Genomic DNA, 26,761 nt, shown 5'->3' on the forward strand with positions numbered 1-26,761 from the left:
GTGGGACGTTTGCCCGCCGTCGGGCCGGGGCCGCGCGCCGGGGACAAGTGGGTTACGGGGGACGGGTTGTCAAATGGCGGGGGTGACGCAAGCCTCGCCCGAGGGACTCGTCGTAAGCCCCGCGCACGGCTTATATGAACGGTGCGCGATGGCGATCACCTACGATCCGGCCAAGCGCAGTCGGACCCTGGTGGAACGCGGGCTCGACTTCGAGGATGCGGCACTGGTGTTTGCGGGCCGGACATTCACGTTCGAGGATGTCCGTCAGGATTACGGCGAGGTCCAACTCGTCACGGTCGGCTTCCTAGCCGGCCGCATGACGATCGTGATCTGGACACCGCGAGAGCAGGACCACCACGTTTTCTCGATGAGGAAAGCCAATGTCAGGGAGCAGAAGCGCTACGCACCGCTCATCCGCTGAGGTCCCGGTGCAAAGCGACCTCGCCAAGGTGGACGCGCACGCGATCACGCCGGAGGAATACGACGAGATTCCCGAACTGACGGACGCGATGCTCGCGCGGGCCGACTTCCATGTCGGCGACCGCTTCGTGCGGCGCGGCCCGCCCGACCTTATCCCTGGACTGGCGGACGAACCAGTCATGGTCCGCCTTCTTCCGGAAGTGGTGGCGCATTTCCGCGCCATGGGGCCCGGATGGCAGGCCCGCGTCAACGCCGTGCTGATGGCGGCGGTCGAGCGCGAGCGCGGGGAGACGCCGCGCTGAGCGGTCAGATCCCCGCGTACCACTCGTAGCCGCGATCCTCCCAGTAGCCGCCGCTGCCCTGGCCGATCTCGGCGAGGGACTCCACCATCTCCACCCGCATCACGTACTTGGCCTGCTTGTAGCCGAGCTGGCGCTCGACCCGCAGGCGCAGCGGCGCGCCGTTCGAGACCGGCAGCGGCTTGCCGTTGAGGTCGTAGGCCAGGATCGTCTGCGGGTTGAAGGCGTCGTAGAGGTCGATGCTCTCGTAGTAGCGGATCGGTGTCCCCGTCTCCTCGGGCTCCGGGGCCGGGCTGCCCTGGCCCCAATCATCCGTGGGGGCGTCAGTCTTCGGCGCATCGGTGGCGGTCGGCGCGCCGCCCCAATCGTCGGCGGCGGCGAGCTGGACGTACGCGTCGCGGACCGCCCCCGGATGGGTCGGGCGCCACAGGGACGCGCCCTGGCCGCGCCCCTTGCCGCCGCCCTTGGGGCCGGCCTCGACCTCCAGCGTGTCGGCGCAGTGGAACACGGCGTAGCGCGCCTGCGGCTTCAGCCCGGCCTTCTTCAGCACCTCGGCGAGCGGCACGCCCGACCATTGCCCGATGCAGCTCCAGCCCTCGACGCAATCGTGGCGGGTGATCTGGGTGCGGGCGGGCAGGGCGCGCAGGTCCGCGAGGCTCAGCGACAGCGGCGTCTGGACGAGCCCGTCGACGGAGAGCTTGAAATCCGAAAACGTCTGCGCCGCCAGGGCGCGGTAGGCGCGGTCCGGCGGGTCGATCGTGCCGTTCGGCTTGAACCAGGGCGAGATCATCGCGGCCGGGAATTCCCGGGCCAGGGTCGCGGGGGACATCAGCAGGCGCTGGACGTACGCGTTCGCGTCCTCGCCGACCTTGAGGGTGCGCTGCCCCTCCTCGGTCCCGGCGAACCTGTCGCAGCCGCCCAGCAGCGCGGTGCCCAGCAGGCCGGCGCCGGCGGTGAGGAGCTTGCGGCGGTGGAGGATCATCGGGCGGTCTCCCGGTCGCGGCCGAGGCTGAACCAGCCGGTGATCATGCCGCGCATGTTGTTGACGAGGCCGGAGACGATCACGAGCACCACGTGGACCACCACGAACAGCACGATCAGCCCGGCCGCGATGAAGTGGATGCTGCGCGCCGATTGCCGGCCGCCGAACAGCTCGGTGAGCCAGGGCCAGGCGGCATCCATCCCCGGCGACATGGCAAGACCGGCGAGCACCATCGCGGGCAGCAGGCCGAGCACCAGGACGAGGTAGGTCAGCTTCTGGATGACGTTGTAGCGCTTGGCCTCCGTGCCCTCGGGGAAGCGCAGGAGCAGGTGCTCCTTCACGGAACCGCCGAAATCGCGGATCTGGTCGCTCTCCGGGATCAGGCGCCGGCGGAGCTGGCCGCTGAACAGTCCGTAGAAAAGATAGACCGCGCCGTTGATCACCAGGAGCCACGCGAACAGGAAGTGCCAGCGCCGCCCCGTGGCGAGGTCCTGGTCGGCCGGCAGGGTCGCCCAGGATGGGAAGGCGCGCTCGACTTCGGTGCCGCCCTGCTTCGACAGGCCGAGCACGCCGGTGGTGTCGAGGGTGTGGGAGCCGACCGTCACCACGCCGCGATTCGTGCCGTCACGTCCCTGCTCGCTGGTGATGGCGAGCGCCGGCGTGTCGAAGGTCGAGGTCGCGCCCCAGTAGAGGGCGGGGTGGGCGTTGAAGATCTGCAGGCCGCTCATCAGCAGCACGAGCAGCACCGCGGCGTTGATCCAGTGCGCCAGCCGGATCACCAGCGGGTGGCGGTAGAACCAGCGCCGCCCCGAGCGGTCGACGGTCTCGGGGGCTTCAAGGGTAGGGGAGGCGGCCACGTGTCGGGATCCCGGTTGGCGTCGCGGGGCCGGGACATCTCCGAATCCCGACTGTACCGGCAAATACGTGGCGCAGGCTGCGCCGGTTACCATCCGCGGGAAAAAACGCCGCAGGCGGTTCGCCTCGCCGAGCGACCAGCGTCACACGCGAACGGGTGAGAACCAGCGACTCACCCGCGCCCGCCCCACCCCGCAGGGGCGATCACACATCTCAATCCGGCACCGACGCTGGCGGCAGGGCGCAACAGGCCCCCCTCTCCCGTGCGGGCTACGATATTCACATATCTTCATTGGAGGCGGCCGGACACACGCGCGTCTCCCTCCCCCCTCTGCGGGGGAGGGTGGCTCCCGAAGGGGGTCGGGAGAGGGGAGCAACGCTGCCGGTTAGGACGCAAGCCTTCATGCCGGTCGCTGCCATATTCTGAACCCGGGTTCCCCTCTCCCGACCCCTGCTGACGCAGGGGCCACCCTCCCCCGCAGCGGGGGGAGGGAGGGCGCGCGGGATGCCGGGACCGCCCCTCCGAGTGACCGGACGAGCCGGCAGAAACCTCCAACCTGTGCAGGTCATAGCCCGCGTGGGAGCAGAACCCGCTTCGGCCTTTACCGACATGTCTGACCATCGCAGCCTTGCCCGCGGAGCGCGCCGCACCTACACCCGGGCCTCATCATGATGACGACGCCTCCGCCCGCGCCCTTCCCGCACCGGCACCTCCTCGGCATCGAGGGCCTGACCCGGCCCGACATCGAGGTTCTGCTCGACGCCGCCGATTCCGCCGTCGACATCTCGCGGCAGGTCGAGAAGAAGCGCGCGACGCTCCGGGGCCGCACGCAGATCAACCTGTTCTTCGAGCCCTCGACGCGGACGCAATCCTCCTTCGAGCTCGCCGGCAAGCGGCTCGGCGCCGACGTGATGAATATGTCGGTGGCCTCGTCCTCGGTGAAGAAGGGCGAGACCCTGATCGACACCGCCGCGACGCTGAACGCCATGCGGCCCGACATCATCGTGGTCCGCCACGAATCGGCCGGTGCCGTGCATCTGCTCGCCCGCAAGGTCGATTGCGCGGTGGTCAATGCCGGCGACGGGGCGCACGAGCACCCGACCCAGGCGCTCCTCGACGCGCTGACCATCCGGCGCAACAAGGGCCGGATCGAGGGCCTTCAGGTGGCGATCTGCGGGGACGTGCTGCACTCGCGGGTGGCGCGTTCGAACATCATCCTGCTCCAGGCGATGGGCGCGCGGGTCCGCCTGATCGCCCCCTCGACGCTGCTACCGGCTGGGATCGAGCGCTTCGGCGTCGAGACCTTCACCGATATGCGGAAAGGCCTCGTCGGCTGCGACATCGTGATGATGCTGCGGCTGCAGCGCGAGCGCATGAACGGCTCGTTCGTCCCCTCCGTGAAGGAGTATTTCCGGTATTTCGGCCTCGACGGCGAGAAGCTGGCGCTGGCCAAGCCCGACGCCCTGGTGATGCATCCGGGGCCGATGAACCGCGGCGTCGAGATCTCCTCCGAGATCGCCGACGGGGCGCAGTCGCTGATCCGCGAGCAGGTCGAGATGGGCGTGGCCGTCCGCATGGCCGTGCTGGAGGCGCTGGCCCGGCACCTGCCGAACGAGTAATAGGCCGTCGTCGCGCGCCAGATCCGAAATCCGGCGCGAGATCCGACAAGCGTCTACCGCTTACTGAGAACGCATATGAAATACCCGTTGTGCCAATCGCTATATTGAAATTTCGATTGCACTGGATGATTTCCATCTTGTGTCGATCTAATTTCAACCATATAAGAAAGATTCAGCCCGGATTGATTAAGACCCGCGATCGTTCCAGTGCGGACTTGCTCAAAATTCCAATCGTCAACGATGAAGCTTATTTCGTCATCGAAGGATGGCATGGCGAGAAGCAGCCCGTCGCGCTGATCCTCGGCGCTATGAGGTCCATCGAAAAAATAGATATTGAATTTTCCGATAGCTGAATAGTCTATTTTTCTGAAGTCGGCCTCGATAAATCGAAAATCTATATTGTCATTCTTGTACAAGTTGACATTCTGCATGAAAAGGTCGCGAGGCCCCCCCGAACAGCGACCAATTGTCGACGCAGGTAACTTTCGCCTTGTTCCCATACATCGCCGCGCAAACCGTGGACCCAGCCCAGGTGCCGATTTCGAGATAACGGGCATCAGGCAGCGAAGACAGCAGATTGTTTATAAAGATCCTATATTTTTTCCCAGACATTCCCTCCATAAGCAGGACAGGATCGGACAATTTATGCTGTAGGGCAAATGATTTTCTTAAAGCAAAGTCTATCAACAATGCACTTAGTGACGACTTGCTGTCGCCGTGTGTCGACAAAGAAAATTCTTCATGCACACCAGTCATCGGTTATCGGCCTTATATTTTCCTGTTAATTAAAATCATCGATTTAGCTATGTCGAGAGGGGCTTTTTATTTGACAGCACTGGCCATTCACTCGATCCTGGACTTGTGTATTACAGCGCCAGACTTAAAGGTCGACGTCCGAGGATAACGACGCGCGTTCTCTTCGGCAGAATGACCGAGGCGCCACAGAGGATCGCTGTTGCGACCGCGCTCGTTGGAGCATCCTTGCGCGACGATCGATGCCGAGACATCTGTCGGCCCAGCGATTGATCATCCTTCACTTGCATAACACAGGTTTGGAAGCCCAATCATCTGACGTGGCCATCGAAACGTCTTCTGCTTCAGCTCGGCATGCGACCTTTCCCCGAACTTAGCCTTCGCTCGTCGTTCAAGACCGGACAACCAGGGCATTGGTCTTCTGACACAGAACTCTCGGCACGGCCAGTGCTTCAAAGACGTGGCAGCCAGCGGTCCAGAACAACTTCAAATTAAGTCACGGAAGACACCGTTGCGAATTTCTATTTCTCAAAGATGTCTCATTATTAGACATCCCAAAATCGAAAATTTAATCTATGATGGACAGAATGATGGCCGATTTGTATTCAGCCGGCCCATGGCAGGCTCAATATTTTCTTGAAAGTTCATTTTTAGTTTACATGCAGTGAAATCTCATAAATCATCAATTTCTTGCTACGACAAATAATCAATCTATGTCCAAGGTATGTTGGAGAAATTTTCTGAGAATTACTGTGCCGCCTTTCAATTTAACGCTCAAAATCTGCTCGTTTGTCGTGGTGTATGAATTTCGTTCGCCATACAGATTCCCGTCTGACGCGCGACCGCCATGCGTATCGCCCCATGGACGCTTTATAACGCCTTCGACCCAGCTCTTTTACAATGTTCGGCACAGCGATCCCGGCACGACGGGGCGCGCGCTCCTCCCCCTTGCGGATAGGGGAAAGCGACGATTTTTCGAGGCCTCGGCATCAAGCGGAGACATAGGATCCGCTCAGTGAACCGTTCCGATCGCGACCCGATCCCACCACCTCGAAGGGCCGCGCCTTCGACCGTCACCCCTCGCCGCCGACGCGTCCTGCATGATCCGGCGTCGAAACGCTCGACTGTCGGAGCTTCCGGTCACTGTCGATCCCGCATCGGACGATGGGAAGGATGATCCTAACGGGAGTCGCAACCGCCCCCGACCGTACGCCGAGGCTGGTTGCGGCAAAGCTCCCAGGGATCCGTCACATCAAGAGCCGGACAAAGCGCAGCTGCATTCACCCGCACCGCTTGCCCCCGACGCGGTCGTGGCGCAATTTCCTGCCGAATTCCGGTCCCAATCCCTATAGAACGGACCGAGCCAACCTGCAGATCGCTTCATGACCGCCTACACGCTCGCCGACCTCGCCGCCCTTGTGGCGAGCCGCGCCGGAACCGATCCGGCCACCTCCTACACGGCCAAGCTCCTGTCCGAAGGGCCCGCCAAGGCGGCCAAGAAACTCGGCGAGGAGGCGGTGGAGGCGGCTATCGCCGCCGTGCAGGGCGACAAGACCGGCCTGATGAACGAGGCCGCGGATGTCCTCTACCACTTGTTGGTGCTGCTCCGGGCCGGCGGGGTCGAACTCGAGGCGGTCATGGCCGAGCTGGAGCGCCGCACGGCGCAGAGCGGAATCGCCGAGAAGGCCGCGAGGCGCCACGCGTGAACGCGGCCGCGCTGCCGGGCTCGGTCGAGGCGATCCTCGAAGCGTCGGACCGGCTCTCGCCCTATCGCCGCTTCAGCCGGGAGGAATGGGCGCAGCTGCGCGCCGACACGCCGCTGACCCTCAAAGCCGAGGATATCGAGCGGCTGCAATCGATCAACGACCCGATCTCGGTGGAGGAGGTGGAGGCGATCTACCTGCCGCTGTCGCGCCTCCTCGCCCTCTACGTCGCGGCGACGCAGGGCCTGTTCAAGGCGACGCAGCGCTTCCTGCTGGCCGAGCGCGAGACAAAGGCCCCCTACATCATCGGGCTCGCCGGCTCGGTGGCGGTGGGGAAGTCCACCACGGCCCGCATCCTGGCCGCCCTGCTGGCGCGCTGGCCGAACACGCCGAAGGTCGATCTCGTCACCACCGACGGCTTCCTGCTGCCCAATGCCGCGCTCGCCGCCAACGGCCTGATGGAGCGCAAGGGTTTTCCCGAGAGCTACGACACCGCCGCCCTGCTGCGCTTCCTCCACGACGTGAAGGCCGGCCACAAGCGCGTGACCGCGCCGCTCTACTCGCATCTCGTCTACGACCGGGTGCCCGGGGAGGAGCGGGTGGTGGAGAGCCCCGACATCCTGATCGTCGAGGGGCTGAACGTGCTCCAGCCCGCGCGCCTGCCCCGGGACGGCACCGCGATCCCGTTCGTGTCCGACTTCTTCGACTTCTCGATCTATCTCGACGGCCACGAGGACGACCTGCATCGCTGGTACGTCACCCGGTTCATGAAGCTGCGCCAGACCGCGTTCCGCGATCCGCGCTCGTATTTTCGCAAGTATGCCGGAATCCCGGAGGCCGAGGCGCTGGACATCGCCGACCGGCTCTGGACGACGATCAACCTGCTGAACCTGCGCGAGAATATTCTGCCCACGCGCCAGCGGGCGAGCCTGATCCTTACCAAGGGTGCCAGCCACCGGATCGAGAGCGTGGCCCTGCGGCGGCTGTAGGTCGATCCGAGAACAGGCCGCTCCGGCCCCGCTTCTCTCCCTCCCCCGCAGAGGGGGGAGGGAAGGTGCTTGGCAGATACGGACCTTGCCACCTACGCGAACGGAAATTCCGCCTCCGCCACATACGGCCCGCCCCCGGTCGAGTCCCGCGCCGAGAACAGCGTCACCCGGTCCACCGCGAACGTCAGCGGTGCGAAGACCGGCGCCTGCGAGAGGTACATCGCGGCTGCCTCCGGGTTCGCGTCGCGCCGGAGCCGCGCCAGGGTCACGTGCGGGGTGAACTTGCGCCGTTCCGGTTCGACGCCAGCCCGCCGGACCAGACGCTCCTGCTCGGCCTGGAGATCGGTCAGCGCCGCATCCGGGCTCACCGCGGCGTAGAGCGCCCGCGGCTTGTCGCCGCCGAACAGGCCGAGGCCGGCGAGCGTCACCGTGAGGGGAGGGCGCGCCCGCATCTCGGAGAGCGCCTCCAGGACCTCCTCGGCCACCGTCGATTCGACATCGCCGATGAAGCGCAGGGTCACGTGGAAGTCGCCCGGGGCGATCCAGCGGGCGCCGGGCAGGCCGCCCTGATGGACCTTCAGCGCCTCGGCGACCGCTTGCGGCACGGCGAGGCCGGTGAACAGGCGCGGCACTACCGCGACGCCCCCTGCCGGAGGCCCCCCAAAAAGTTCTCCACCGTGGGCAGGATGTGCGCCGCGATCGTCTCGACCCCCTGGCGGTTCGGGTGGAGCCCGTCGTCAAGGTGCTGCGCCGGGTCGCCGATGATACCATTCAGGAAGAACGGGTAGAGGGTCAGGTCGTAGCGCTTGGCGAGCATCGGGTAGATCGCGTCGAACCGCGCCTTGTAGTCCGGCCCGAGATTGGGCGCGGCCTGCATCCCGGCGAGCAGCACCGGGATCCCCCGCGCCTTCAGCCGCTCGATGATCGCCGCCAGAGCCGCCTCGGTCACCTTCGGATCGGTGCCGCGCAGCATGTCGTTGGCGCCGAGTTCGAGGATCACCCCGGCGGTCCCGTCCGGCACCGACCAGTCGACGCGGTCGAGTCCGCCGGTGGTGGTGTCGCCGGAGACCCCGGCATTGGCCACGGTCACGTTTGCGCCCCCGGCCTTGAGCAGGCGCTCCAGCACGGTGGGGAAGGCGGCGTCGGCCGGCAGCCTGTAACCGGCGGTGAGGCTGTCGCCGAGGGCGACGAGCCTGACCGGTCCGCCCGGGGCCGCCCGGGGGGCTGTCATGAAAGGGACCATCACGAGGGCTAGCGCTGCGGCAAACAGGGGTGTGCGGCGGAACACAGCGGCGCCGTCATGGCGTGGCCCCAATGCGGAACCCATATCGCGGTGCACCCGCGGCCCGTGCAGCCAAGATCGAAGCCAACCGAGGACCTCGCGCGCCATGCTCGTCATCGCCCACAGATCGGCTCGCCCGTGAGCCAAGGCAAGGTGCTCCGCGAGCCGGCGATCGCGCTGTCCGACATCGATCTCAGCCTGGGCCGGGGCGCTGCCCGGGTCCATGTCCTGCGCGGCATCTCGCTGACCGTCGGCCGCGGCGAGGCGGTGGGTCTCGTCGGCCCGTCCGGCTCGGGCAAATCGACGCTGCTGATGGTGATGGCCGGCCTCGAGCGGCCGGATTCCGGCGGCGTGATCATCGAGGAGACCGACCTCGTCCGCCTCGACGAGGACGGGCTCGCCCGCTTCCGGGGCCGGCGCATCGGCATCGTGTTCCAGGCCTTCCACCTCGTGCCGACCATGACGGCCCTGGAGAACGTGGCGCTGCCGCTCGAACTCGCCGACCGGCCCGGCGCCCTGGACCGGGCCCGCGCCGAGCTGGAGGCGGTCGGCCTCGGGCACCGGCTGCACCATTACCCGGCGCAGCTCTCCGGCGGCGAGCAGCAGCGCGTGGCCATCGCCCGGGCGATCGCCCCCGATCCGGCGATCCTGGTGGCCGACGAGCCCACGGGCAACCTCGACGAATCCACCGGCCGCCAGATCGTCGATCTCCTGTTCCGGCTGAAGCGTGACCGTGGCGCGACGCTGGTTCTGGTCACCCACGACAATGGCCTCGCCCGCCTGTGCGACCGCACCGTGCGCCTGCGCTCGGGGCGGATCGAGGAGGCGGTGGCGGCGTGATGGCGGCATTCGAGCGCGACGGTCTGTGCGCATTCCCTCCCCCCTCTGCACGCAACGATATTCAGATCTCTGGATTCGGCACTGACGCTGGCGGCGGAGCGCGACGCGCCCCCTCTCCCGTGCGGGAGAGGGTTGGGGTGAGGGACGAGAAATTTCAGGATCAATCACGGGATCGATGCGCCGACGGGTCGCGCGACGTTCTGAGAGTTCTCGTCCCTCACCCTGTCCCTCTCCCGCACGGGAGAGGGGACCGGCGTTTCGTTCTGCGGCTGCAGCCCCGCCCGCGGTATGTTGATCCATTCGCCTCTACGGAGGAGGGGGGTCTAGTGGGCACCCTCTGCATCAGCAAAAGTGGGGCCGAGACGAAGTCCCAGCCCCACTCCCTTCGGGGGCTTCCCTCCCCCGCAGAGGGGGGAGGGGGTGCGCGGCATCCCGGCTCGGTATAGCGCCATGCACGGTACCCTTTCCCGTCCCCAGCCCAACAATCCCCGCCGCATCCCGCTCACCCTGCGCCTGGCCTTGCGCGAATCGCGCGGTGGCCTCAGCGGGTTTGGGGTGTTCCTCGCCTGCATCGCCCTCGGCGTCGCGGCGATCGCCGGGGTCGCCTCGATCTCGCGCTCGCTCTCGGACGGTCTCGGCCGGGAGGGCCGCCGGATCCTCGGGGGCGATCTCGCCTACAACCTCATCAACCGCGAGGCGACCGACTCGGAGCGGCAGGCCCTGGCGCGGGAGGGCCGCCTCGACGTGGTCGCCTCCCTGCGTGCCATGGCGGCGGCGAACGGCGACGCGGCCCTCGTCGAACTGAAGGCCGTCGACCCCGCCACCTATCCGGCTGCGGGCGAGCTCGTCACCGATCCACCGGGCCGGCTGGCAGAGCTGCTAGCCGAGCGGGACGGCGTGCCGGGGGCGCTCGCCGATTCGGCCCTGCTCACGCGCCTCGCCGTCAAGGTCGGCGATCGGATCGCGCTGGCCGGTCATCCGGTCACGATCCGCGGCACCATCGTGTCCGAGCCGGACAAGATCGCCGGCGGTATCGGCTTCGGGCCGCGGCTGATGATTGCGGAGCCGACACTGCGTGCCACCGGCCTCGTGCAGCCCGGCAGCCTCAACCGCTGGAGCTACCGGATTCTCCTGCCCCCCGGCGCGTCGGATGCTGACCTTGACGCCGCGCAGGGCCGGATCCGTGCGGCGACGTTGGAGGCGGGATGGGAGATCCGGTCCCGCACCAATGCCGACCCGCGCTTTTCCAAGAGCATCGAACGGTTCACCCAGTTCCTGACCCTGGTGGGGCTCACCGCGCTGATCGTTGGCGGCGTCGGCGTCGGCAACGCCGTGCACGCCTTCGTGGAGCGCAAGCGCCCCTCGATCGCGACCCTCAAGAGCGTCGGCGCCCCAGGCTCGCAGGTGGTCGCCCTCTACCTGACCCAGGTGATGCTGATCGCCGGCCTCGGCACGCTGATCGGCCTTGTCATCGGCGCGAGCCTGCCCTTCCTCCTCGACGCGCTGTTCTCCGCCGACCTGCCGCTGCCGCTCAACCCGACCCTCGCCCCGGGGGAGCTGGCCCTCGCTGCCGCCTATGGGCTGATCACCGCCTTCGCCTTCGCGATCACACCTCTGGGCCGCGCCCACGATGTGCCGGTCTCGGGCCTGTTCCGCGATACGGTCGACCCGGCCCGGGTGCGCACGCGCTGGCGCTACCGGATCTGGCTGGGCCTGAGTCTCGCGGCCCTGGTTGGCCTGTCGGTGGCGACCGCCTTCGACCGGCGCGTGGCGCTGATCTTCATCGCGGCCGCCGCCATCGCCTTCGGCCTGCTGCACGTCGTGGCGCTCGGCCTGATGGCGGCGGCCCGCCGCCTGCCGCATCCGCGCTGGCCCGCGCCCCGGATGGCGCTCGCCAACCTCCACCGCCCCGGGGCGCTGACGCCCGCCATCGTCCTGTCGCTCGGGCTCGGGGTGACGCTGCTCGTCACTCTCAGCCTGATCGACGCCAATGTCCGCCGCACGATCAGCGCGACCCTGCCGGCCCGGGCGCCGAACCTGTTCTTCCTCGACATCCCGTCCCGCGACGCCGGCGCGTTCCGGGAGTTCCTGGCCCGCGCGGCGCCGAACGGGAAGATCGAGGATGTGCCGATGATGCGCGGCCGCATCGTCGCCCTGAACGGCGTGCCGGCGAGCAAGATCCGCCCGCCGGAGGACGCCGCCTGGGTGCTCGACGGTGACCGGGGCATCACCTACGCCGACACGGTGCCGGAGGGTTCGAGCCTCACCGACGGCGCGTGGTGGAGCGCCGAGCAGGGCACCAAGCCGCTCGTCTCCTTCGAGACCGACCTCGCCCGCCAGCTCGGCCTCAAGCTCGGCGACACGGTGACCGTCAACGTCCTCGGCCGCGACCTCACCGCGACGATATTCAACCTGCGCCGGGTGGAGTGGCGCAACCTCGGCATCAACTTCGTGATGGTGTTCTCGCCCGGCACCTTCCGTGGGGCGCCGCACTCGGACCTCGCCACGCTCACGCTGCCCGGGGGCGTCGATGCGGGGGCCGAGAGCCACATCCTGCGCGATGTCGCCAAAACCTTCCCGTCGGTGAGCGCCGTGCGGGTGAAGGACGCCCTCGACGCGATCGGCGACCTCGTCGGCCGGCTGGTCCTGGCGATCCGCGGGGCGAGCGCCGTCGCGGTCCTGGCGAGCCTGTTCGTGCTGGCCGGCGCCATCGCGGCCGGGCACCGGGCGCGGCTCTACGACGCCGTCGTGCTCAAGGTGCTGGGGGCGAGCCGCTCCCGCCTGCTCTCGGCCTACGCGATCGAGTACGCGGCCCTGGGATTCGCCACGGCCCTGTTCGGCCTCGCCGCCGGGACGCTCGCCGGCTGGGTGATCGTCGCCAAGGTGATGCACCTCGATTTCCGGCTGGACCTCTCCGGGGCGCTGGTGGCGGCGCTCGCCGCGGTGGCGCTCGCGATCCTGCTCGGGCTCCTCGGCACGTGGCGGATCCTGGGGCAGAAGCCGGCGCCGTATCTGCGGCAGATCTGAGTGCCCGATCGACGGACGTGCGCGGTCGTGCGCATCGCGTCATGGTTTCGAAGGGTCGAGACCTTTCGCGGGTCCAGGGCAGAGCCCTGGAGAACGCCTCAGGGCTCCGCCCTGAGAACCCGCCTAAGGGCTGAAGCCCTTTGGAAACCCGGGATTCCGGGGCGAACAGGCCGCGTGCCGCGCTTGCGCACGGTGGTCGTGCCGCGCGAGAATCACCGCGGGCAACCAGAGATGGCCGTGTTCGCGCGTGGCATAAGGAAGCCGTTAAGACTTGGCGCGAAGCCTTCCTCATCACGGGGGCGCGGCAACCCGCAGTCGAACGCGCGGCCACGGGGCCGGAAAGCATTTTAATCCCGGGCCAGATGGACAAAAATACATGGTTCGGACACGGAAAACCGGTCCGGCAACCGTGGCCGGGCACTTGTGCCGGCGACGCGGCCGCAACATATTCCTGTCCGAGGCGCCAGTCCGGCGCCAGAGGTCCTGCGTGGGCCTCGCCCGAAACACCACGCTGAGAGAGCCTCCGCAAGGAAACTCCCATGGCATTCGAGAATAGCCCCTTCCGGTACGGCGCCCAACAGCGGCCGGCCGGCTATGCCGGTACCCAGGTCGAGGTCGACCAGGGCCTGCGTGCCTTCATGCTCGGCGTCTACAACAACATGGTCGTGGGCCTCGGGATCTCCGGTCTCGTCGCCCTCGGCCTGAACATGGCTTCGGTCGCTGCCTATCAGGGCACGCGCCCGATCCTGACCCCGTTCGGCCAGACCCTCTACCAGAGCCCGCTCAAGTGGGTCCTGATGCTCGCCCCCCTGGCCTTCATCTTCGTCTTCTCGATGAAGATGGACCGGATGTCGGCCTCCTCGGCCCGGACGATGTTCTGGGGTTTCGCGGCGGTGATGGGCGCTTCGATGTCCTCGCTGCTCCTGGTCTTCACCGGGGGAAGCGTCGTTCAGGTGTTCTTCATCACGGCGGCGGCCTTCGGCTCGCTCAGCCTCTGGGGCTACACCACCAAGCGCAGCCTCTCGGGGATGGGCTCGTTCCTGATGATGGGCCTGATTGGCATCATCCTGGCGTCGCTGGTGAACATCTTCTTCGCGTCCTCGGCCCTCCAGTTCGCCGTCTCGGTGCTGGGCGTGCTGATCTTCGCGGGGCTGACCGCCTACGACACGCAGAAGCTCAAGGAGATGTATCTCTACGGCGGCTTCGACGGTGAGATGGCGGCCAAGATGTCGGTCAACGGCGCCCTGACCCTCTATCTCGATTTCATCAACATGTTCCAGTTCCTGCTGAGCCTGATCGGCGACCGTCGCTAAGCCTCACCAGAACCGCGGATGGAGGAAACCCCGGCGGGAAACCGCCGGGGTTTCTTTTTGCGCGCCCGGATGGCGGGATCCCGCTATCTCTCCGTCATGCGCGAAAAACTCTCCGGCCTCTCGGCCTTCCCGATCACCCCGAGCGACGCTGCCGGCCACGTCGACGCCGTGGGCCTGCGCCGGCTGCTGGAGCCCCTGGCGGCGGCCGGCGTCGGTTCGATCGGCCTGCTGGGCAGCACCGGGACATACGCCTATCTGACCCGCGCGGAGCGTCGCCGGGCGGTGACCATCGCCGCCGAGGCCGTGGGCGATCGCGTGCCGCTCCTGGTCGGGATCGGCGCGCTGCGCACCGACGAGGCGATCCAACTGGCGCAGGATGCGCGCGCGGCCGGCGCAGCGGCAGGTCTGCTCGCCCCCGTCTCCTACACGCCCCTGACGGACGACGAGGTTTTCGCGCATTTCGCGGCCGTGGCGGGGGAGGGCGGCCTGCCCCTCGTCATCTACGACAATCCGGCCACCACGCATTTCCGTTTCTCACCGGACCTGATCGGCCGGATCGCGCGCCTGTCCGGAGTGGTGGCCGCCAAGTGCCCGGCACCCGAGCCGGCCGCCGCTGCGACCGGCCTCACGGCCCTGCGCAGCGCGGTCCCGGCGGGTTTTCCCATCGGATTCAGCGGCGACTGGAACGTGACCGAGTCGCTGATCGCCGGCGGCACCGCGTGGTTCAGCGTGGCGGGCGGCCTGTTCCCCCGGACCTGCCTGGCGATCGTCCGGGCTGTCGAGGCGGGCGACGCGGCGCGGGCCCGCGCCCTGAACGCGGAGCTCGAACCGCTCTGGGCGCTGTTCCGGGCGCATACCAGCCTGCGCGTCGTCTACGTCCTGGCCGATCTCCTCGGCCTCTGCCGCGCCGAGCCGCCGCGCCCGATCCGGCCGCTGCCGCCGGAGGTCCGGGCCGAGATCGCCGCGACCCTCCGCCGGATGAGCCTGGCCTGACGCAATTCGGTCAGACCGCCCGGGACGCCGGCTCCAGAACGGCGATCACCCGGGCGAGTTCGGTCCCACGCTTCAGGATCTGGCCGCTCGCCGCGATCACCGCGTAGGCGCCCTGACGGCGGGTGAGCCGCGGGTCCTTCTCGATCCGGTAGAGCGGCATCTCGGAAGCGCGGCGGTAGATCGAGAACACTGCCTTGTCGGGGCGGAAGTCGAGGGCATAGTCGCGCCACTCGCCGGCCGCGACCTGCCTGCCGTACAGGTTGAAGATCACGCGCAGCTCGTCCCGGTTGAAGGCGATCTGCAGAGGGGCCGCGCGGGCTGGAAAGGGGATGACGTGTCCCGCCGCCTCGTCGGGCCTCGGCCCGGCGCCCGTCCTCTCGGTCATCATCGCTCCCGCGTCGTCGGTCCTTTGCCGAATGATGGGCCTCGCGGCAGCGGCCCGCAAGGGTGGTCCGGCAGACCCCGTGTCGCCGAAGACACACCCAAGCGACAAAAAACATGGTTCCGCCCAATTCGCGCCTTTCGCGGGCCGCGTTGCACGGGCACAACATCGATTGAACCTCGCCGAGCCCCGCCCCTCCGGCGCCCGCGACCCAGCTCCCCAGCCATCGGTCGCCGATCGGGATCCCAGGACCCGGCACTCCGAGGTTTCGAGACCCAAGACTTCAGGCCGCCCACCCGGGCGGCCTTTTTTCGTTTCGGTTCGTTCCGGGATACGGGTATGCCACGCCCATCATGGGGCCGCCCGCCTTCGACGACGCCTTCGTGCACGATCTCGACGCGCTGTTCGCGTGGCGCCGGGACGTGCGCCGTTTTCGCGCGGATCCGGTCGGCGCGGACCAGCTGCAGGCCTGTCTGGCGGCGGCGCACAGGGCCCCCTCCGTCGGCAACAGCCGGCCCTGGCGGTTCGTGCGGGTCTCGGATCCCGGGCGCCGCGCGGCCGTCACCGAGAGCTTCACCCGCTGCAATGCGGCGGCGGCGGCGGCCTACGATGCCGTGCGCGCGGCGGAGTACCGGGCCCTGAAGCTCGCCGGCCTGCGGGAGGCGCCGGTGCATCTCGCGGCCTTCTGCGATCTGGCGACCGAGACCGGCCTCGGCCTCGGCCGGGCCAGCATGCCGGAGACCCTGGCCTATTCGGTGGTCGGGGCGGTGCAGTGCTTCTGGCTGGCCGCCCGGGCGCGGGGGCTCGGCGTCGGCTGGGTCTCGATCCTGGACCCCGCTTCCGTGACGGCGATCCTGGCGGTGCCGGACACGTGGCGGCTCGTCGCCTATCTGTGCGTCGGCCATCCGGTGGAGGAGCATCGCGACCCGGAATTGGAGCGCCACGGCTGGCAAGCCGAGGACGCCCGGGGCCGCATCCTGTTCGAGCGCTGAGCCGACGCACCGGCCAGACGGGAAGTCTTGCCCGTCCCGTCACCGGACGATTTACGTTGCTGCTTTACCGTGAGCGCGGGTTTCGGGGCGCAGTCCCGCATCAACCATAGCTTTTCCTGGAACGGCAAGCTCGGCCGTGACTTACTCGGCCGCAGGGATATCTGCAGGGATATTGGCTTGTCGAGGATCACGAAGATGCCAGGTCGGGTCGCGGCTCTATTCGGTTTGGCCGGCGCGATGCTGGCCGGTTGTTTCGGTGCGGCGCAGGCCCGCGAGGTCGTGCCCTTTCAGAACGGGGTCGCCCCGGGCTCGATCGTGATCAGCGTCTCGCAGCGCAAGCTCTATCTGGTGACCGGCGACGGGACGGCGATCCGCTACCCCGTGGCGGTGGGCAAGCCCGGCAAGCAATGGTTCGGGACCGCGTCCATCGACGGCAAGTACGTCGCCCCAGCCTGGTCGCCCCCGGCCGAGGTGAAGCGCGACAACCCGCGCCTGCCGAGCCTGATCGCCGGCGGCTCGCCGCACAACCCGATGGGTGCCGCCGCGATGACGCTGGCCGGCGGCGAATATGCCATCCACGGCACCAACCGCCCGAGTTCGGTGGGCACCTACGCGTCCTACGGCTGCATCCGGATGTTCAACCAGGACGTGGTCGACCTATACGGACGCGTCGATGTGGGCGCGCAGGTCTATATGACCCGATGAGGGTCGATCGCCTTCAGCCGGCCGGCGGTGCCGTCGCCTCGACGGCCGTGAAGGTCTCCAGGATCCGGTAGGTGTGCTCGGCGCCCGCCGGCACGCAATACGAATCGCCGGCGGCGAGCGCCACGGTCTCGCCCCCGACCACCAGCTCCGCCCGGCCGCTGACGACGTACCCTACGGTCTCGTGGGGGGAAGTGGTCATCGGCTTGTCGGCGTTGGGCTCCTCGGCCCGCCACATGCGCATGCCCAGCCGCTCGCCCCGGGCCAGGGTGATCTCGCCGTGCGGCCCCGCGGCCGCGCTCCGGGCCGATACCTTCGTCGCCATCGTGTCGTCTCCTGCCGGTGAGGCAGGGGAACGGGCACCGGGCAGCCCCGTTCCGAGCGTCCGCGGAACCGCACGCGCGGCCCGACGCCTCATGGCATCCCGGACCGCCGCCCCGTGTCCCGGGATCGGCGATCGGGAGCGGCCGGGAATGACCGACCGCGGAGCCTCAAAAATCGACCGCGAGCCCCTTCACCTCCCAATCGTCATAGCGCACCGGCTCCAGGCCGCCGCGGCCCTTGCGCTCGGGCGTGGCGCTGATCGCCGCGGCGCGGGCATCGATGGCCGCCCGGCGCGCGGCCGCCTCGGCGAGGGCGCGCTCCGCCGCCGGGCTGAGCGGGCGGGGCTCGGCCGCGCCGGCGTTCGTATCCTGTGCGTTCACGTCGTGTCCCTTCGCGTCTGGCATCGCGTCTTGCATCGCGCTCGCTCGGGTGTGAGGGCATGGGTCCGAGAGATTTCGGATCTGGAGCAGAAGTGGCATCGCGGGACATGGGCCGCAACACGCGGGACGGCGCTTCGACGGGCACGACCGGTCCGGACACGGCGGGTTTAGGCGCGCGACGCGCGGCGATGCAGGCGGTCGCGGCCCTGATCGGGCAGGAGCGGGCGCCCGCGCTGGACGATGCCCTGGCCCAGGCGATCCGCGCGGAAGCGCTGGCGCCGGCCGATGCCGGGCTGGCACGGGCCATCGCGGTGGCGACCTTCCGGCGCTACGGGCTGATCCGCACCGCCCTCGCGGCGCGGCTGGAGCAGGGGCTGCCCACGGCCAAACCGCAGCTCACGGCTTTGCTGGCCACCGCGAGCGCCCAGATCCTCGATCTCGCCGTGCCCGACCACGCGGCCGTCGACCTCGCCGTGCGGCTCGCCAAGGGGGACACCCGCACCGCCCACCTCGCCGGCCTTGTGAACGCCGTTCTGCGCCGGATCGCCCGGGAGCGCGACGCGATCCTGGCCGCGGGCGCGGACGCGCTGGCGGTCAACACGCCGGACTGGCTCGCCCGGCGCTGGGTCGCGGCCTACGGGCCGGAGCGTGCCGCGGCGATCGCGCGTGCGCATCTCGCGGGGGCCGCCATCGACCTGACGCCACGGGGCGAGCCCGCCGAGTGGGCCGAGCGGCTCGGCGCCGTGACGCTGCCGACCGGCTCCCTGCGCCTGGCCGAGAACGGCCCGGCGATCCCCGACCTCCCCGGATTCCAGGAGGGCGCATGGTGGGTCCAGGACGCCGCCGCCGCGCTCCCGGCACGGCTGCTGGCACCGCGTCCCGGCATCCGGGTGCTCGACCTCTGCGCGGCGCCCGGCGGCAAGACCCTGCAGCTCGCCGCCGCGGGGGCGCACGTCACCGCCGTCGACCGCTCCGCGCCCCGGCTGGAGCGGCTGCGCGAGAACGTCGCGCGCCTCGGCCTCGACGTCGAGATCGCGGTCGCCGATGCCCTCGCCCTGGAGCCGCAGGACCACGATGCGGTGCTGCTCGACGCGCCCTGCTCGGCCACCGGCACGATCCGGCGGCACCCGGACGTGGCCTGGACCAAGGCGGAATCCGATATCGGCCGCCTCGCCGCGCTCCAGGCCCGGCTCCTCGACCACGCGGCCGGACTGGTGCGGCCGGGCGGGTCTCTCGTCTACTGCACCTGCTCGCTGGAGCCGGAGGAGGGTGAGGCGCAGGTCGCGGCCTTCCTGGCCCGCGAACCCCGGTTCACGCGTGTTCCGGTGCGCCCCGAGGAGGTCGGCGGCGCCACCGGGCTGATCGACGCGAACGGCGATCTGCGGACGCTGCCGTGCCATTTCGCCGAGGTGCCGGGCGCCCGCGGCGGCCTCGACGGGTTCTTCGCGAGCCGGCTCCAGCGCGCGGGGTGAGGGGGGGGCTCTGCTGCGCCTGTTCGACGGGACGCACGTACTCCCGCGCGCTCTCGCACGCGTGGACTACGATGATCACGCGTCCTCAATGGATAAAGAGCCAACTCCGCCGGATCTCCCTCCCCCCTCTGCGGGGGAGGGAGACGCGCGGTTCGCGCTTTTTCCCCAGAGGAGAAGCGTGAACATCGCGCCCGCACAGGGGAGCCACATGGTCTACTCTTGACAACATTCCTATTTTGTGCTCATTAGCCGCCACCTGTCCGCGGCGGTCCGGGAGCGATCCCGGTCCGTCCTTCGGGGGCCCGCCCGGTGGCTGACCGGACGGGTCCGGGGACGGGGCGGTGCCCGCGTCGGTGGCTCTCAGCCGCCATCGCCCCGGGCGGCGTGACCGATACGGGGCGTGTCTCGGATCCGGGCGGAGAAACACCGGGCCAACCCGGCGGGGCTGCGGAAATGCCCCCGCGCCGACCCTCCTCTGGGCCGACCCCAAGGGACCTGCGGACCCGTCCATTACGAGACGGGCAAACGGCTGGAAGGCCACAGACTCACTGCGGGTTCCGGAGGTGCGTGCACCTCGTCCGAGACCGTCTGCAGAGACGTCGCAGGATCGGGCGCGCTGAAAAGCACCGCGACGAGAAAGACGGCACCGGCCGGGGCCCACGCCCGGTCGATGCCGCGGGCGCCGCGGGGATCGGATCCCGCGCGTTCTCTCACCACCTGGGTTCCCGCGGCGTCCCGCGTCCCGCGTGTTGCTTCTTGGGCCATGCCCCCGGCGCCGCAGGCGCGCGGGGACGATGATGCGCATCTTGAGGACAGGCTGGGGCAGGCACCGGCGCGCAGGGATGTGCCGCACCGTTGTTCCCACGCCCAAAAAATCGGTCTACACGGCCGCTCCCCTGAAACCGCTTACCTGCCGCGTATGCAGGACTGAGCCCGGAGACGTTTGATCCATGCCGATTCTCACCTTCCCCGATGGCAACACCCGGGAGATCGCCGCCGGCACCACCGGCCGCGCCGTGGTCGAGGGCATCGCCAAGTCGCTGGCCAAGCGCACCGTCGCCATGGCGCTCGACGGCACGGTCGCCGACCTCGACGATCCGATCGCCCACGATGCCCGCATCGAGTTCCTCGACCGCACCGACCCGCGCAGCCTGGAGTTGATCCGCCACGATTGCGCCCACGTGCTCGCCGAGGCCGTCCAGAGCCTCTGGCCGGACACGCAGGTGACGATCGGCCCGGTGATCGAGAACGGTTTCTACTACGATTTCTACCGCGAGACCCCGTTCACGCCCGACGATTTCCCGGCCATCGAGGCGAAGATGCGCGAGATCATTGCGCGCGATGCACCCTTCACGAAAGAAATCTGGACGCGCGCGGACGTGCGCGCGCTGTTCGAGGGCAAGCAGGAAAAGTTCAAGGTCGAGCTGGTCGACGCCATTCCCCCCGGCGAGGATCTGAAGATCTACCGGCAGGGCGAGTGGTTCGACCTCTGCCGCGGTCCGCACATGACCTCGACGGCCAAGGTCGGCACCGCCTTCAAGCTGATGAAGGTCGCGGGCGCCTATTGGCGGGGTGATTCGAACAACCCGATGCTGACTCGCATCTACGGCACCGCCTGGGCCGCCCAGGCCGATCTCGACGGCTACCTGCACCGTCTGGAGGAGGCCGAACGCCGGGACCACCGCCGCCTCGGGCGCGAGATGGACCTGTTCCACTTCCAGGAGGAGGGGCCGGGCGTCGTCTTCTGGCACGCCAAGGGCTGGACGATCTTCCAGGCGCTGATCGCCTACATGCGCCGGCGCCTGCGCGGCGACTACGCCGAGGTCAACGCCCCGCAGATCCTCGACAAGTCCCTGTGGGAGACCTCCGGCCACTGGGGCTGGTACCGGGAGAACATGTTCGCCGCGCAGTCGGCCGGCGAGGAGGCCGAGGACAAGCGCTGGTTCGCCCTCAAGCCGATGAACTGCCCGGGCCACGTGCAGATCTTCAAGCATGGGTTGAAGTCCTACCGCGACCTGCCGTTGCGCATGGCCGAGTTCGGCGTGGTCCACCGCTACGAGCCCTCGGGCGCCATGCACGGGCTGATGCGGGTGCGCGGCTTCACGCAGGACGATGCCCACGTGTTCTGCACCGAGGACCAGCTCGCCGACGAGTGCCTCAAGATCAACGACCTGATCCTCTCGACCTACGCCGATTTCGGCTTCGACCAGATCGTCGTGAAGCTCTCGACCCGGCCCGAGAAGCGCGTCGGCTCGGACGCCCTCTGGGACCACGCCGAGGACGTGATGACCCGGGTGCTGGCGCAGATCGAAGAACAATCGGCGGGCCGGATCCGCACGGAGGTCAATCCGGGGGAGGGGGCCTTCTACGGGCCCAAATTCGAGTACGTCCTGCGCGACGCCATCGGCCGCGACTGGCAATGCGGCACCACCCAGGTGGACTTCAACCTGCCCGAGCGGTTCGGCGCCTTCTACATCGACGCCGACGGCGCGCGGAAGCCGCCCGTGATGGTGCACCGGGCGATCTGCGGCTCGATGGAGCGGTTCACCGGCATCCTGATCGAGCATTTCGCCGGGCATTTCCCCCTCTGGCTGGCGCCGGTGCAGGTGGTGGTGGCCACGATCACCGGGGAGGCCGATGCCTACGCCCATGAGGTGATCCGCGCCCTGGATCGCGCCGGCCTGCGGGTCGAGGCGGATCTGCGCAACGAGAAGATCAACTACAAGGTGCGGGAGCACTCGCTGGCCAAGGTGCCGGTGCTCCTGGCGCTGGGCAAGCGCGAGGCCGAGGAGCGGACGGTCTCGATCCGCCGGCTCGGCAGCCAGCAGACCCGCACGCTGCCGCTCTCGGAGGCGGTGGCGGCCTTCCGGGAGGAGGCGACCGCCCCGGACATCCGCCGGGCTCAGGCGGTGGCCGAGGCCGTCCCGACCAGCGACACGGTTCTGGACGGGCATCACGGCGTGCAGGACGCCCCCTGATCCGCCCTCGGCGGCTGCCAAGCCCCCGGGCTTCGACTGTCGAGGCAGTCGTGATATGCTGTTTTCGCGGAGATATTATCGCGAGAACATTCTAAAAACGGCGTTTTATTGAATCTTTTGACGTCTAAACGGTGTATTGATACCAAGTCCGGCGTATTGAACACCTGCACGGGATTGTCGCGTGATCCGCGAAATCAACCTCTATCGTTGAAGGTCGCACCGCATCGTCAAGGTTGGCGAAAGGAATCCCATTCTAGATACCTCGGGGATCAGTTTCCATCCGGATTTCAGTCGGCCGCCGCAGGGCGGGCGACGGCGGGACACGAGGGGACCGGGATGACGGCGCGATCGGAGGACGATGCGGCGCGGCTGATCGGGCGTGGCGGACGGCCGGTCGGCAGCTGCCGACGCCGGAGGCCCGGTCGCAGCCCCTGCCTCGGGCCCGGCCTTATCGGCGCCCTCGACAGCCTGCCGCACGGCCTGTGCCTGTTCGACGCCGCCGATCGCCTGCTGTTCGTCAGCGCCGGCTACAGGCGCCTCTTCGGCGGCCCATCCCGGCGCGTCAGGCCCGGCCTGCAGGCCCGGGACGTGAGCGCGCTGAGCCTTGTCGGGGATCGGCGCGCGGGTCAGGATCCTGCCGATCTCTGGGCCGCGCGTCGGCGCTCCGTCGTGCAGGGCGGGTCCGGCTCCGCGCTTCAGACCCTGCCGGACGGGCGCCAGATCGCGATCACGGTCCAGCCGCAATCCGGGGGTGGCTGGGCGGCCCTGTGCGAGGACGTGACCGAGCGCCGCCGCACGGAGACACTCCTGCGCTACATGGCCCAGCACGATCCGCTCACCGGGTTGCCGAACCGCTCCCTGTTCGCGGCCCGGCTCGACCGGGCCCTGGGGAGCCCCAGCGGTGAGAGCTGCGCCCTGCTCTGCCTCGATCTCGACAGCTTCAAGCCGGTCAACGACGATTACGGCCATGCGGTGGGGGACGCGCTGCTGCAGCGACTGGCCGAGCGGCTGCAGGGGGAGCTCCGCGACTCCGACATGGCGGCCCACCTCGGAGGCGACGAGTTCAGCGTGCTCCTGGCCGGGACCGATCCGGCACCGGCCCTGACCTTCGCCCTGCGTCTCCAGGACAGGCTGGCACAGCCCTACGACCTCGGGGCGGGGCGGCGGGTTTGCATCACGGCCGCCATCGGTATCGCCTGCGCCCCCCTCCATGCCACCCGGGCGCCATGCCTGACGGAGCGGGCCGACGCGGCGATGTACGAGGCCAAGCGGACCGGCCGCCCCTGCATCTGGGACGCCCGTCTCCTGCCCGGATCCATGTCGGCGCCCGGGGACCATCGGCCGAACCCCGAACGATGACGTCCGGCGCATCCCCCGAACCGAAGCCCCGGATTGGGGCCTTGCCGCACGGCGTCCTGGACCGGGCGGAGGTCCTTCGGGGTAAGGCCCCGCCCGGCGCGTCCGGTGGTCGCATCGTCGGCTTGGGCCGATCGGGTGGATAAGGGTCCCCGTCCGACCGGAGCAAACCGGGTCTCGTCCGGAAAAGTCCGACATTCACGCGCGATATCCGGCCTCGGTGCGGAGCCTTCAACGCCCGGAAGGACCCATGACCCGTCTCGCCTGCGCTCTTCTCCTGGCCGTCCTCGCCACCGGTGCCGCGGCGCAGGAATGGATCGATACGCGCTCCCTGACCTGCGCCGCGCTTCAGCAGCGCGTCGCCCGGGGCCGCACCGTGATCCTCGCCCGGAGCGCGACAGCCTACGAGACCGTCCATCTGGATTCAGGATCGTGCAGCCTGGACGAAACCGGCGCCCCGGCCTTCGAGCCATCCGTCGACGTACCGTCCTGCCTGGCCGGATGGCTCTGCAAGCAGCGCAACAGCGACAGCGGCCAACGCTGAGGGTGTCTGGATCGTCCGGACGGGTTCGTATCGCAGCCGGACGCCTCAGTGCGCCTTCTCGTGCTCCGCGAGCCCGACGGACTTGTAATCGTAGGTGGGATAGAACTCGGTGCGGTACGCCCCCCAGGCGGTGTCCTCCAGGACGCGATTGACCTCGCGGAGCCGAGCGGCGGGCAGACGCAGGGTGATGATCTGCCCGATCCCCATCACGACGTTCCAGGAAACGACCTCAATCCCGGGCGGCGGGAAGGCCTTGTAGAAGCCCTGTTTGGCGAGTTGCGCGTTCAAGTCGGCCAGCGGGCGCGACTGGTCGTGGCGCAGGAAAACCGTCAGCAGGATGGCATTGTCCGGCGTCGCCGCGGCGGAGCCGACCTGAGGTGGCGGCGCTGTCTGCGCGACCGCCGGGGCGATGGTGACAGGCAATGCCAGCATCGCCGCGAGTAGTCCGACCGCACCTGTCGTCCGTCCCATCGGGTTTCCTCGGCCGAGCGCCTATGCCGGTCGGGCGTCAACGCAGACGGGGGGCCGCGCTATCCCGGACCGCGCCGATCAAATCGCGCTTACACCCGACGCACTCGCTGATGCCGAACCGGCGTCCACGTCGACGGCGAGCGCTCAGCCATGCTCGATGTCGTAGGACAGGCGCAGGCGCAGGCGGATCGCACCCTGCGCGTCGCGCACCGCGATGACATAGTCCTGCCGCTCCCGCGGATCGGACAGACCCTGGGCCAGCCGGGTCATCATCCGGACCGCCTGCGCCCGCGCCGCGGCGAGGTCGGCGAAGTCGAAGCCCTCATGGTCGCGAACGAGATTGGCACCGTCATGGAGATCGATGAAATAGCGTGGCACGGGTTCCGGCTCAGCGAGCGCATTCGCCCGCAGGATCAATCTCCGTTGTTTCTACGTAGTTTCGATGCCGTCGAAAACGGCCGTCGCGCATGTCGCATGGAGAGAACCGGGCGCCTGTCAGGGGACATCAGCCGCCGAGCAGGCTCTCGGCGAAATCCTCCGGGACGGCTCCGAACTGGCCGAGGATCGTCACGCCCTCCAGTTCGCCGGTCTCGTCATCGGCGACCACCTTCAGAGCGGCCGCGCCGGGCAGGCGTGCGGCGAGCGCCTCCGCCTTCTTGAGCGCCCCGAACTCGCTCTGCGCGGGTTCCTGCCGCGCAGGCCGCAGGCGATTCCGGTGCAGTTCGAAGGGCTGCACAACGAACGTGGTCTTCAGGGTCATGCCGGTCTCCTCGGTGCGGGCAGCTGTCGAAACCGAGGCGGCGGCCCGCGCCTCACAGGCCGCGCGTCGTGACCCCGAGCGCCAGAAGGGCATAGGCGCCGACGAAGAACCACTGCCGGTGCGCCACGACCGTGCGCCCGACCATTGGGATCCGCGTATATAGGCTGGCGATCGCGAGGCCGATCAGAACGGCTGACACGAAAAAGGTCAGGAGGCGCGGGGCGGAGAGCGTGGGCATGGCTCATGCTGACCGCGCCAGGATTACCGGATCGTTACCGATCGACGCCCGGAACGAGGGGCCGCTCGGCGGTCAGCGGCCCCGTGGAGCCGGGGAGCAGCCCGGCCTGGGCCATCCAGAGGACCATGATCGCCCCCGCGATCAGGGTCGCGAGCGAAGCCAGCCGGCCGGTCCACCGCGGCAGGACGATCATCATCACCAGGACGGCCAGCAGGGCCGCGATCAGAGCCAGCAAGAGCATGTCGCCCCATGGCATGCCGCGGCCCCTGCGTCATCACGCAAGCGTCGCCCGGTCCCGTCTGCCGGGCAGCTCGGAACGCGACGGGCTGCGACCGCCGAAGCTGCAAACCCTCGGTTCGTTGCTGGAGCGTTTCATGCGGCGAATGCACACCCGCAGTCGACGGCGCCGCGGAGATCAACACGCAAGGTCTCCGCGCCGATTGCCGAAACTACCCGCCCGCCTCCCGCAGCAGGCATGCCAATCATGCATGGGATGGTGGCTCCAGAACCGTTTTATAACTTGCATTCAGCGTTTAAAAGTAGCAGATCTCCTGTGAGGGGCAGACCAGGAATCTTGAAGTGACAGAAGAAACCACCGCGCCCACTACCAACTTCATCGAGCTGGCGGGCGACATCGTCGCCGCCTACGTGTCGAACAATCCCGTCCCCGCCGCGGAGCTGCCGGCCCTGATCGCCCGGGTGTATGGGGCCATCGCCGGCCTCGCCGCGGGCACCCTGCGTCCGGAGACGGGCGTAGCCGCCCATCAGGCCGATCCGGACCGGCCGAGCGCGGCCCAGATCCGCAAGTCGGTCCGGTCCGACGGGAACGTCAGCTTCATCGACGGCAAGACCTACAAGACGCCCAAGCGCCACCTGACCAGCCACGGGCTCGACCCGCGCGGCCACCTTGACCGCTACGGCCTGCCGGCCGATTACCCGATGGTCGCAACGAGCTACGCCCAGCAGCGCGCTGCCCTGGCGAAGGCGAGCGGCCTAGGACAGCCGGGCGCCATGGCCGAGCCACAGCGCCAGCTTCGCCGAGCCGCCTGATGTCGGCGTGGCGCCGGGCTGTCCGAGGCCGATCGC

Annotated in this window: 30 protein-coding genes; 17 read left to right on the forward strand and 13 right to left on the reverse strand. The window is 68.7% G+C overall.

The window, feature by feature from the left end:
* Nucleotides 1-148 precede the first annotated feature (148 nt).
* Both MKK69_RS12010 and MKK69_RS12015 read left to right on the forward strand, forming a co-directional pair.
* Nucleotides 149-421: a BrnT family toxin gene (locus tag MKK69_RS12010; RefSeq protein WP_243968088.1), complete on the forward strand. Its 273-nt coding sequence runs from the start codon at nucleotides 149-151 to the stop codon at nucleotides 419-421.
* Between the two features lie 7 nt (nucleotides 422-428).
* Entirely contained in the window at nucleotides 429-722 is a 294-nt protein-coding gene (locus MKK69_RS12015; protein ID WP_243968089.1) for a BrnA antitoxin family protein, read from the forward strand.
* 4 nt (nucleotides 723-726) lie between these two features.
* Here the strand turns inward: MKK69_RS12015 and MKK69_RS12020 are convergent, their stop codons facing one another.
* Nucleotides 727-1,701, reverse strand: coding sequence for a molybdopterin-dependent oxidoreductase (locus MKK69_RS12020; protein WP_243968090.1), 975 nt, complete (start codon nucleotides 1,699-1,701; stop codon nucleotides 727-729).
* On the reverse strand, nucleotides 1,698-2,558 hold the full coding sequence (locus MKK69_RS12025; protein WP_243968092.1) for a cytochrome b/b6 domain-containing protein: 861 nt from the start codon (nucleotides 2,556-2,558) through the stop codon (nucleotides 1,698-1,700). The genes MKK69_RS12020 and MKK69_RS12025 overlap by 4 nt, the downstream gene beginning before the upstream one ends.
* A 670-nt stretch (nucleotides 2,559-3,228) precedes the next feature.
* Between MKK69_RS12025 and MKK69_RS12030 the strand changes: the two genes are divergently transcribed.
* Together MKK69_RS12030 and MKK69_RS12035 are read left to right on the forward strand one after the other, a co-directional pair.
* The gene (locus MKK69_RS12030; protein WP_243968127.1) at nucleotides 3,229-4,176 is read left to right on the forward strand and encodes an aspartate carbamoyltransferase catalytic subunit; all 948 of its coding nucleotides are present in this window, start codon (nucleotides 3,229-3,231) and stop codon (nucleotides 4,174-4,176) included.
* A gap of 182 nt (nucleotides 4,177-4,358) precedes the next feature.
* Nucleotides 4,359-4,529, forward strand: coding sequence for a hypothetical protein (locus MKK69_RS12035; RefSeq protein WP_243968094.1), 171 nt, complete (start codon nucleotides 4,359-4,361; stop codon nucleotides 4,527-4,529).
* 49 nt (nucleotides 4,530-4,578) lie between these two features.
* Here MKK69_RS12035 and MKK69_RS12040 read toward each other — a convergent pair whose 3' ends face one another.
* Nucleotides 4,579-4,932 carry a hypothetical protein gene (locus tag MKK69_RS12040; RefSeq protein WP_243968095.1) on the reverse strand — a complete coding sequence of 118 codons (354 nt, stop codon included), beginning with the start codon at nucleotides 4,930-4,932 and terminating at the stop codon, nucleotides 4,579-4,581.
* Nucleotides 4,933-6,311: 1,379 nt separating this feature from the next.
* On the opposite strand from MKK69_RS12040, the gene MKK69_RS12045 reads away from it, so the two are divergent.
* Nucleotides 6,312-6,635 (forward strand): phosphoribosyl-ATP diphosphatase, encoded by a 324-nt coding sequence (locus MKK69_RS12045; protein ID WP_243968096.1) that lies wholly within the window; start codon nucleotides 6,312-6,314, stop codon nucleotides 6,633-6,635.
* Nucleotides 6,632-7,621: a type I pantothenate kinase gene (gene coaA, locus MKK69_RS12050; protein ID WP_243968097.1), complete on the forward strand. Its 990-nt coding sequence runs from the start codon at nucleotides 6,632-6,634 to the stop codon at nucleotides 7,619-7,621. Before MKK69_RS12045 ends, coaA begins: the two co-directional genes overlap by 4 nt.
* A 92-nt stretch (nucleotides 7,622-7,713) precedes the next feature.
* Here the strand turns inward: coaA and thpR are convergent, their stop codons facing one another.
* The gene (gene thpR, locus MKK69_RS12055) at nucleotides 7,714-8,253 is read right to left on the reverse strand and encodes an RNA 2',3'-cyclic phosphodiesterase (protein ID WP_243968098.1); all 540 of its coding nucleotides are present in this window, start codon (nucleotides 8,251-8,253) and stop codon (nucleotides 7,714-7,716) included.
* Nucleotides 8,253-8,852: an arylesterase gene (locus MKK69_RS12060; RefSeq protein ID WP_243968099.1), complete on the reverse strand. Its 600-nt coding sequence runs from the start codon at nucleotides 8,850-8,852 to the stop codon at nucleotides 8,253-8,255. Before MKK69_RS12060 ends, thpR begins: the two co-directional genes overlap by 1 nt.
* A gap of 189 nt (nucleotides 8,853-9,041) precedes the next feature.
* Between MKK69_RS12060 and MKK69_RS12065 the strand changes: the two genes are divergently transcribed.
* The 4 genes from MKK69_RS12065 (at nucleotide 9,042) to MKK69_RS12080 (ending at nucleotide 15,076) form a co-directional block, all read left to right on the forward strand.
* Nucleotides 9,042-9,743, forward strand: a complete 702-nt coding sequence (locus MKK69_RS12065) for an ABC transporter ATP-binding protein (RefSeq protein WP_243968100.1) — start codon at nucleotides 9,042-9,044, stop codon at nucleotides 9,741-9,743.
* 450 nt (nucleotides 9,744-10,193) lie between these two features.
* Entirely contained in the window at nucleotides 10,194-12,770 is a 2,577-nt protein-coding gene (locus tag MKK69_RS12070; protein WP_243968101.1) for an ABC transporter permease, read from the forward strand.
* Nucleotides 12,771-13,309: 539 nt separating this feature from the next.
* Entirely contained in the window at nucleotides 13,310-14,083 is a 774-nt protein-coding gene (locus MKK69_RS12075) for a Bax inhibitor-1/YccA family protein (RefSeq protein ID WP_243968102.1), read from the forward strand.
* A 69-nt stretch (nucleotides 14,084-14,152) separates the two neighbouring features.
* Nucleotides 14,153-15,076, forward strand: a complete 924-nt coding sequence (locus MKK69_RS12080; protein ID WP_243968104.1) for a dihydrodipicolinate synthase family protein — start codon at nucleotides 14,153-14,155, stop codon at nucleotides 15,074-15,076.
* 10 nt (nucleotides 15,077-15,086) lie between these two features.
* Here the strand turns inward: MKK69_RS12080 and MKK69_RS12085 are convergent, their stop codons facing one another.
* Nucleotides 15,087-15,461, reverse strand: a complete 375-nt coding sequence (locus tag MKK69_RS12085; RefSeq protein ID WP_243968106.1) for a DUF2794 domain-containing protein — start codon at nucleotides 15,459-15,461, stop codon at nucleotides 15,087-15,089.
* A 350-nt stretch (nucleotides 15,462-15,811) separates the two neighbouring features.
* On the opposite strand from MKK69_RS12085, the gene bluB reads away from it, so the two are divergent.
* Both bluB and MKK69_RS12095 read left to right on the forward strand, forming a co-directional pair.
* Entirely contained in the window at nucleotides 15,812-16,450 is a 639-nt protein-coding gene (gene bluB, locus MKK69_RS12090; protein ID WP_243968107.1) for a 5,6-dimethylbenzimidazole synthase, read from the forward strand.
* Nucleotides 16,451-16,645: 195 nt separating this feature from the next.
* Nucleotides 16,646-17,155 (forward strand): L,D-transpeptidase, encoded by a 510-nt coding sequence (locus MKK69_RS12095; protein WP_243968108.1) that lies wholly within the window; start codon nucleotides 16,646-16,648, stop codon nucleotides 17,153-17,155.
* Between the two features lie 13 nt (nucleotides 17,156-17,168).
* Here the strand turns inward: MKK69_RS12095 and MKK69_RS12100 are convergent, their stop codons facing one another.
* The gene (locus MKK69_RS12100; protein WP_243968109.1) at nucleotides 17,169-17,477 is read right to left on the reverse strand and encodes a cupin domain-containing protein; all 309 of its coding nucleotides are present in this window, start codon (nucleotides 17,475-17,477) and stop codon (nucleotides 17,169-17,171) included.
* Nucleotides 17,478-17,643: 166 nt separating this feature from the next.
* On the reverse strand, nucleotides 17,644-17,880 hold the full coding sequence (locus tag MKK69_RS12105) for a DUF1674 domain-containing protein (RefSeq protein ID WP_279598335.1): 237 nt from the start codon (nucleotides 17,878-17,880) through the stop codon (nucleotides 17,644-17,646).
* 83 nt (nucleotides 17,881-17,963) lie between these two features.
* Here MKK69_RS12105 and MKK69_RS12110 point away from each other — a divergent pair, with 83 nt between their 5' ends.
* From MKK69_RS12110 to MKK69_RS12125, 4 genes are all read left to right on the forward strand, one after another.
* A complete protein-coding gene (locus MKK69_RS12110) occupies nucleotides 17,964-19,328 on the forward strand; it encodes an RsmB/NOP family class I SAM-dependent RNA methyltransferase (protein ID WP_279598342.1) in 1,365 nt (454 codons plus the stop codon).
* Nucleotides 19,329-20,278: 950 nt separating this feature from the next.
* Nucleotides 20,279-22,306 carry a threonine--tRNA ligase gene (thrS, locus tag MKK69_RS12115; protein ID WP_243968111.1) on the forward strand — a complete coding sequence of 676 codons (2,028 nt, stop codon included), beginning with the start codon at nucleotides 20,279-20,281 and terminating at the stop codon, nucleotides 22,304-22,306.
* A 336-nt stretch (nucleotides 22,307-22,642) separates the two neighbouring features.
* A complete protein-coding gene (locus tag MKK69_RS12120) occupies nucleotides 22,643-23,665 on the forward strand; it encodes a sensor domain-containing diguanylate cyclase (protein ID WP_243968112.1) in 1,023 nt (340 codons plus the stop codon).
* Nucleotides 23,666-23,912: 247 nt separating this feature from the next.
* Nucleotides 23,913-24,206, forward strand: coding sequence for a hypothetical protein (locus MKK69_RS12125; RefSeq protein ID WP_243968113.1), 294 nt, complete (start codon nucleotides 23,913-23,915; stop codon nucleotides 24,204-24,206).
* A 45-nt stretch (nucleotides 24,207-24,251) separates the two neighbouring features.
* Here MKK69_RS12125 and MKK69_RS12130 read toward each other — a convergent pair whose 3' ends face one another.
* The 5 genes from MKK69_RS12130 to MKK69_RS12150 all read right to left on the reverse strand — a co-directional run bounded on the left by MKK69_RS12130 (nucleotide 24,252) and on the right by MKK69_RS12150 (nucleotide 25,916).
* A complete protein-coding gene (locus tag MKK69_RS12130) occupies nucleotides 24,252-24,677 on the reverse strand; it encodes a hypothetical protein (RefSeq protein WP_243968115.1) in 426 nt (141 codons plus the stop codon).
* 144 nt (nucleotides 24,678-24,821) lie between these two features.
* Entirely contained in the window at nucleotides 24,822-25,055 is a 234-nt protein-coding gene (locus MKK69_RS12135) for a DUF6894 family protein (RefSeq protein WP_243968117.1), read from the reverse strand.
* Between the two features lie 127 nt (nucleotides 25,056-25,182).
* Nucleotides 25,183-25,437: a hypothetical protein gene (locus MKK69_RS12140; protein WP_243968119.1), complete on the reverse strand. Its 255-nt coding sequence runs from the start codon at nucleotides 25,435-25,437 to the stop codon at nucleotides 25,183-25,185.
* Nucleotides 25,438-25,489: 52 nt separating this feature from the next.
* Nucleotides 25,490-25,675: a hypothetical protein gene (locus MKK69_RS12145; RefSeq protein ID WP_243968121.1), complete on the reverse strand. Its 186-nt coding sequence runs from the start codon at nucleotides 25,673-25,675 to the stop codon at nucleotides 25,490-25,492.
* Between the two features lie 34 nt (nucleotides 25,676-25,709).
* Nucleotides 25,710-25,916, reverse strand: coding sequence for a hypothetical protein (locus tag MKK69_RS12150; protein ID WP_243968130.1), 207 nt, complete (start codon nucleotides 25,914-25,916; stop codon nucleotides 25,710-25,712).
* A gap of 338 nt (nucleotides 25,917-26,254) precedes the next feature.
* Here MKK69_RS12150 and MKK69_RS12155 point away from each other — a divergent pair, with 338 nt between their 5' ends.
* Nucleotides 26,255-26,725, forward strand: coding sequence for a MucR family transcriptional regulator (locus MKK69_RS12155; protein ID WP_243968123.1), 471 nt, complete (start codon nucleotides 26,255-26,257; stop codon nucleotides 26,723-26,725).
* The last annotated feature ends 36 nt before the right edge of the window (nucleotides 26,726-26,761 follow it).

The organism is Methylobacterium sp. J-026, assembly GCF_022829585.1.
GTDB lineage: Bacteria > Pseudomonadota > Alphaproteobacteria > Rhizobiales > Beijerinckiaceae > Methylobacterium.

Coding starts and splice junctions, on each gene's coding strand:
- MKK69_RS12010 (WP_243968088.1), top strand. CDS start 149: ATGGCGATCACCTACGATCCGGCCAAGCGCAGTCGGACCCTGGTGGAA.
- MKK69_RS12020 (WP_243968090.1), bottom strand. CDS start 1,701: ATGATCCTCCACCGCCGCAAGCTCCTCACCGCCGGCGCCGGCCTGCTG.
- MKK69_RS12030 (WP_243968127.1), top strand. CDS start 3,229: ATGACGACGCCTCCGCCCGCGCCCTTCCCGCACCGGCACCTCCTCGGC.
- MKK69_RS12040 (WP_243968095.1), bottom strand. CDS start 4,932: ATGACTGGTGTGCATGAAGAATTTTCTTTGTCGACACACGGCGACAGC.
- MKK69_RS12045 (WP_243968096.1), top strand. CDS start 6,312: ATGACCGCCTACACGCTCGCCGACCTCGCCGCCCTTGTGGCGAGCCGC.
- MKK69_RS12060 (WP_243968099.1), bottom strand. CDS start 8,852: ATGACAGCCCCCCGGGCGGCCCCGGGCGGACCGGTCAGGCTCGTCGCC.
- MKK69_RS12070 (WP_243968101.1), top strand. CDS start 10,194: ATGCACGGTACCCTTTCCCGTCCCCAGCCCAACAATCCCCGCCGCATC.
- MKK69_RS12075 (WP_243968102.1), top strand. CDS start 13,310: ATGGCATTCGAGAATAGCCCCTTCCGGTACGGCGCCCAACAGCGGCCG.
- MKK69_RS12080 (WP_243968104.1), top strand. CDS start 14,153: ATGGCGGGATCCCGCTATCTCTCCGTCATGCGCGAAAAACTCTCCGGC.
- MKK69_RS12085 (WP_243968106.1), bottom strand. CDS start 15,461: ATGACCGAGAGGACGGGCGCCGGGCCGAGGCCCGACGAGGCGGCGGGA.
- bluB (WP_243968107.1), top strand. CDS start 15,812: ATGGGGCCGCCCGCCTTCGACGACGCCTTCGTGCACGATCTCGACGCG.
- MKK69_RS12095 (WP_243968108.1), top strand. CDS start 16,646: ATGCCAGGTCGGGTCGCGGCTCTATTCGGTTTGGCCGGCGCGATGCTG.
- MKK69_RS12100 (WP_243968109.1), bottom strand. CDS start 17,477: ATGGCGACGAAGGTATCGGCCCGGAGCGCGGCCGCGGGGCCGCACGGC.
- MKK69_RS12105 (WP_279598335.1), bottom strand. CDS start 17,880: ATGCCAGACGCGAAGGGACACGACGTGAACGCACAGGATACGAACGCC.
- MKK69_RS12110 (WP_279598342.1), top strand. CDS start 17,964: ATGGGCCGCAACACGCGGGACGGCGCTTCGACGGGCACGACCGGTCCG.
- thrS (WP_243968111.1), top strand. CDS start 20,279: ATGCCGATTCTCACCTTCCCCGATGGCAACACCCGGGAGATCGCCGCC.
- MKK69_RS12120 (WP_243968112.1), top strand. CDS start 22,643: ATGACGGCGCGATCGGAGGACGATGCGGCGCGGCTGATCGGGCGTGGC.
- MKK69_RS12125 (WP_243968113.1), top strand. CDS start 23,913: ATGACCCGTCTCGCCTGCGCTCTTCTCCTGGCCGTCCTCGCCACCGGT.
- MKK69_RS12130 (WP_243968115.1), bottom strand. CDS start 24,677: ATGGGACGGACGACAGGTGCGGTCGGACTACTCGCGGCGATGCTGGCA.
- MKK69_RS12140 (WP_243968119.1), bottom strand. CDS start 25,437: ATGACCCTGAAGACCACGTTCGTTGTGCAGCCCTTCGAACTGCACCGG.
- MKK69_RS12145 (WP_243968121.1), bottom strand. CDS start 25,675: ATGCCCACGCTCTCCGCCCCGCGCCTCCTGACCTTTTTCGTGTCAGCC.
- MKK69_RS12150 (WP_243968130.1), bottom strand. CDS start 25,916: ATGCTCTTGCTGGCTCTGATCGCGGCCCTGCTGGCCGTCCTGGTGATG.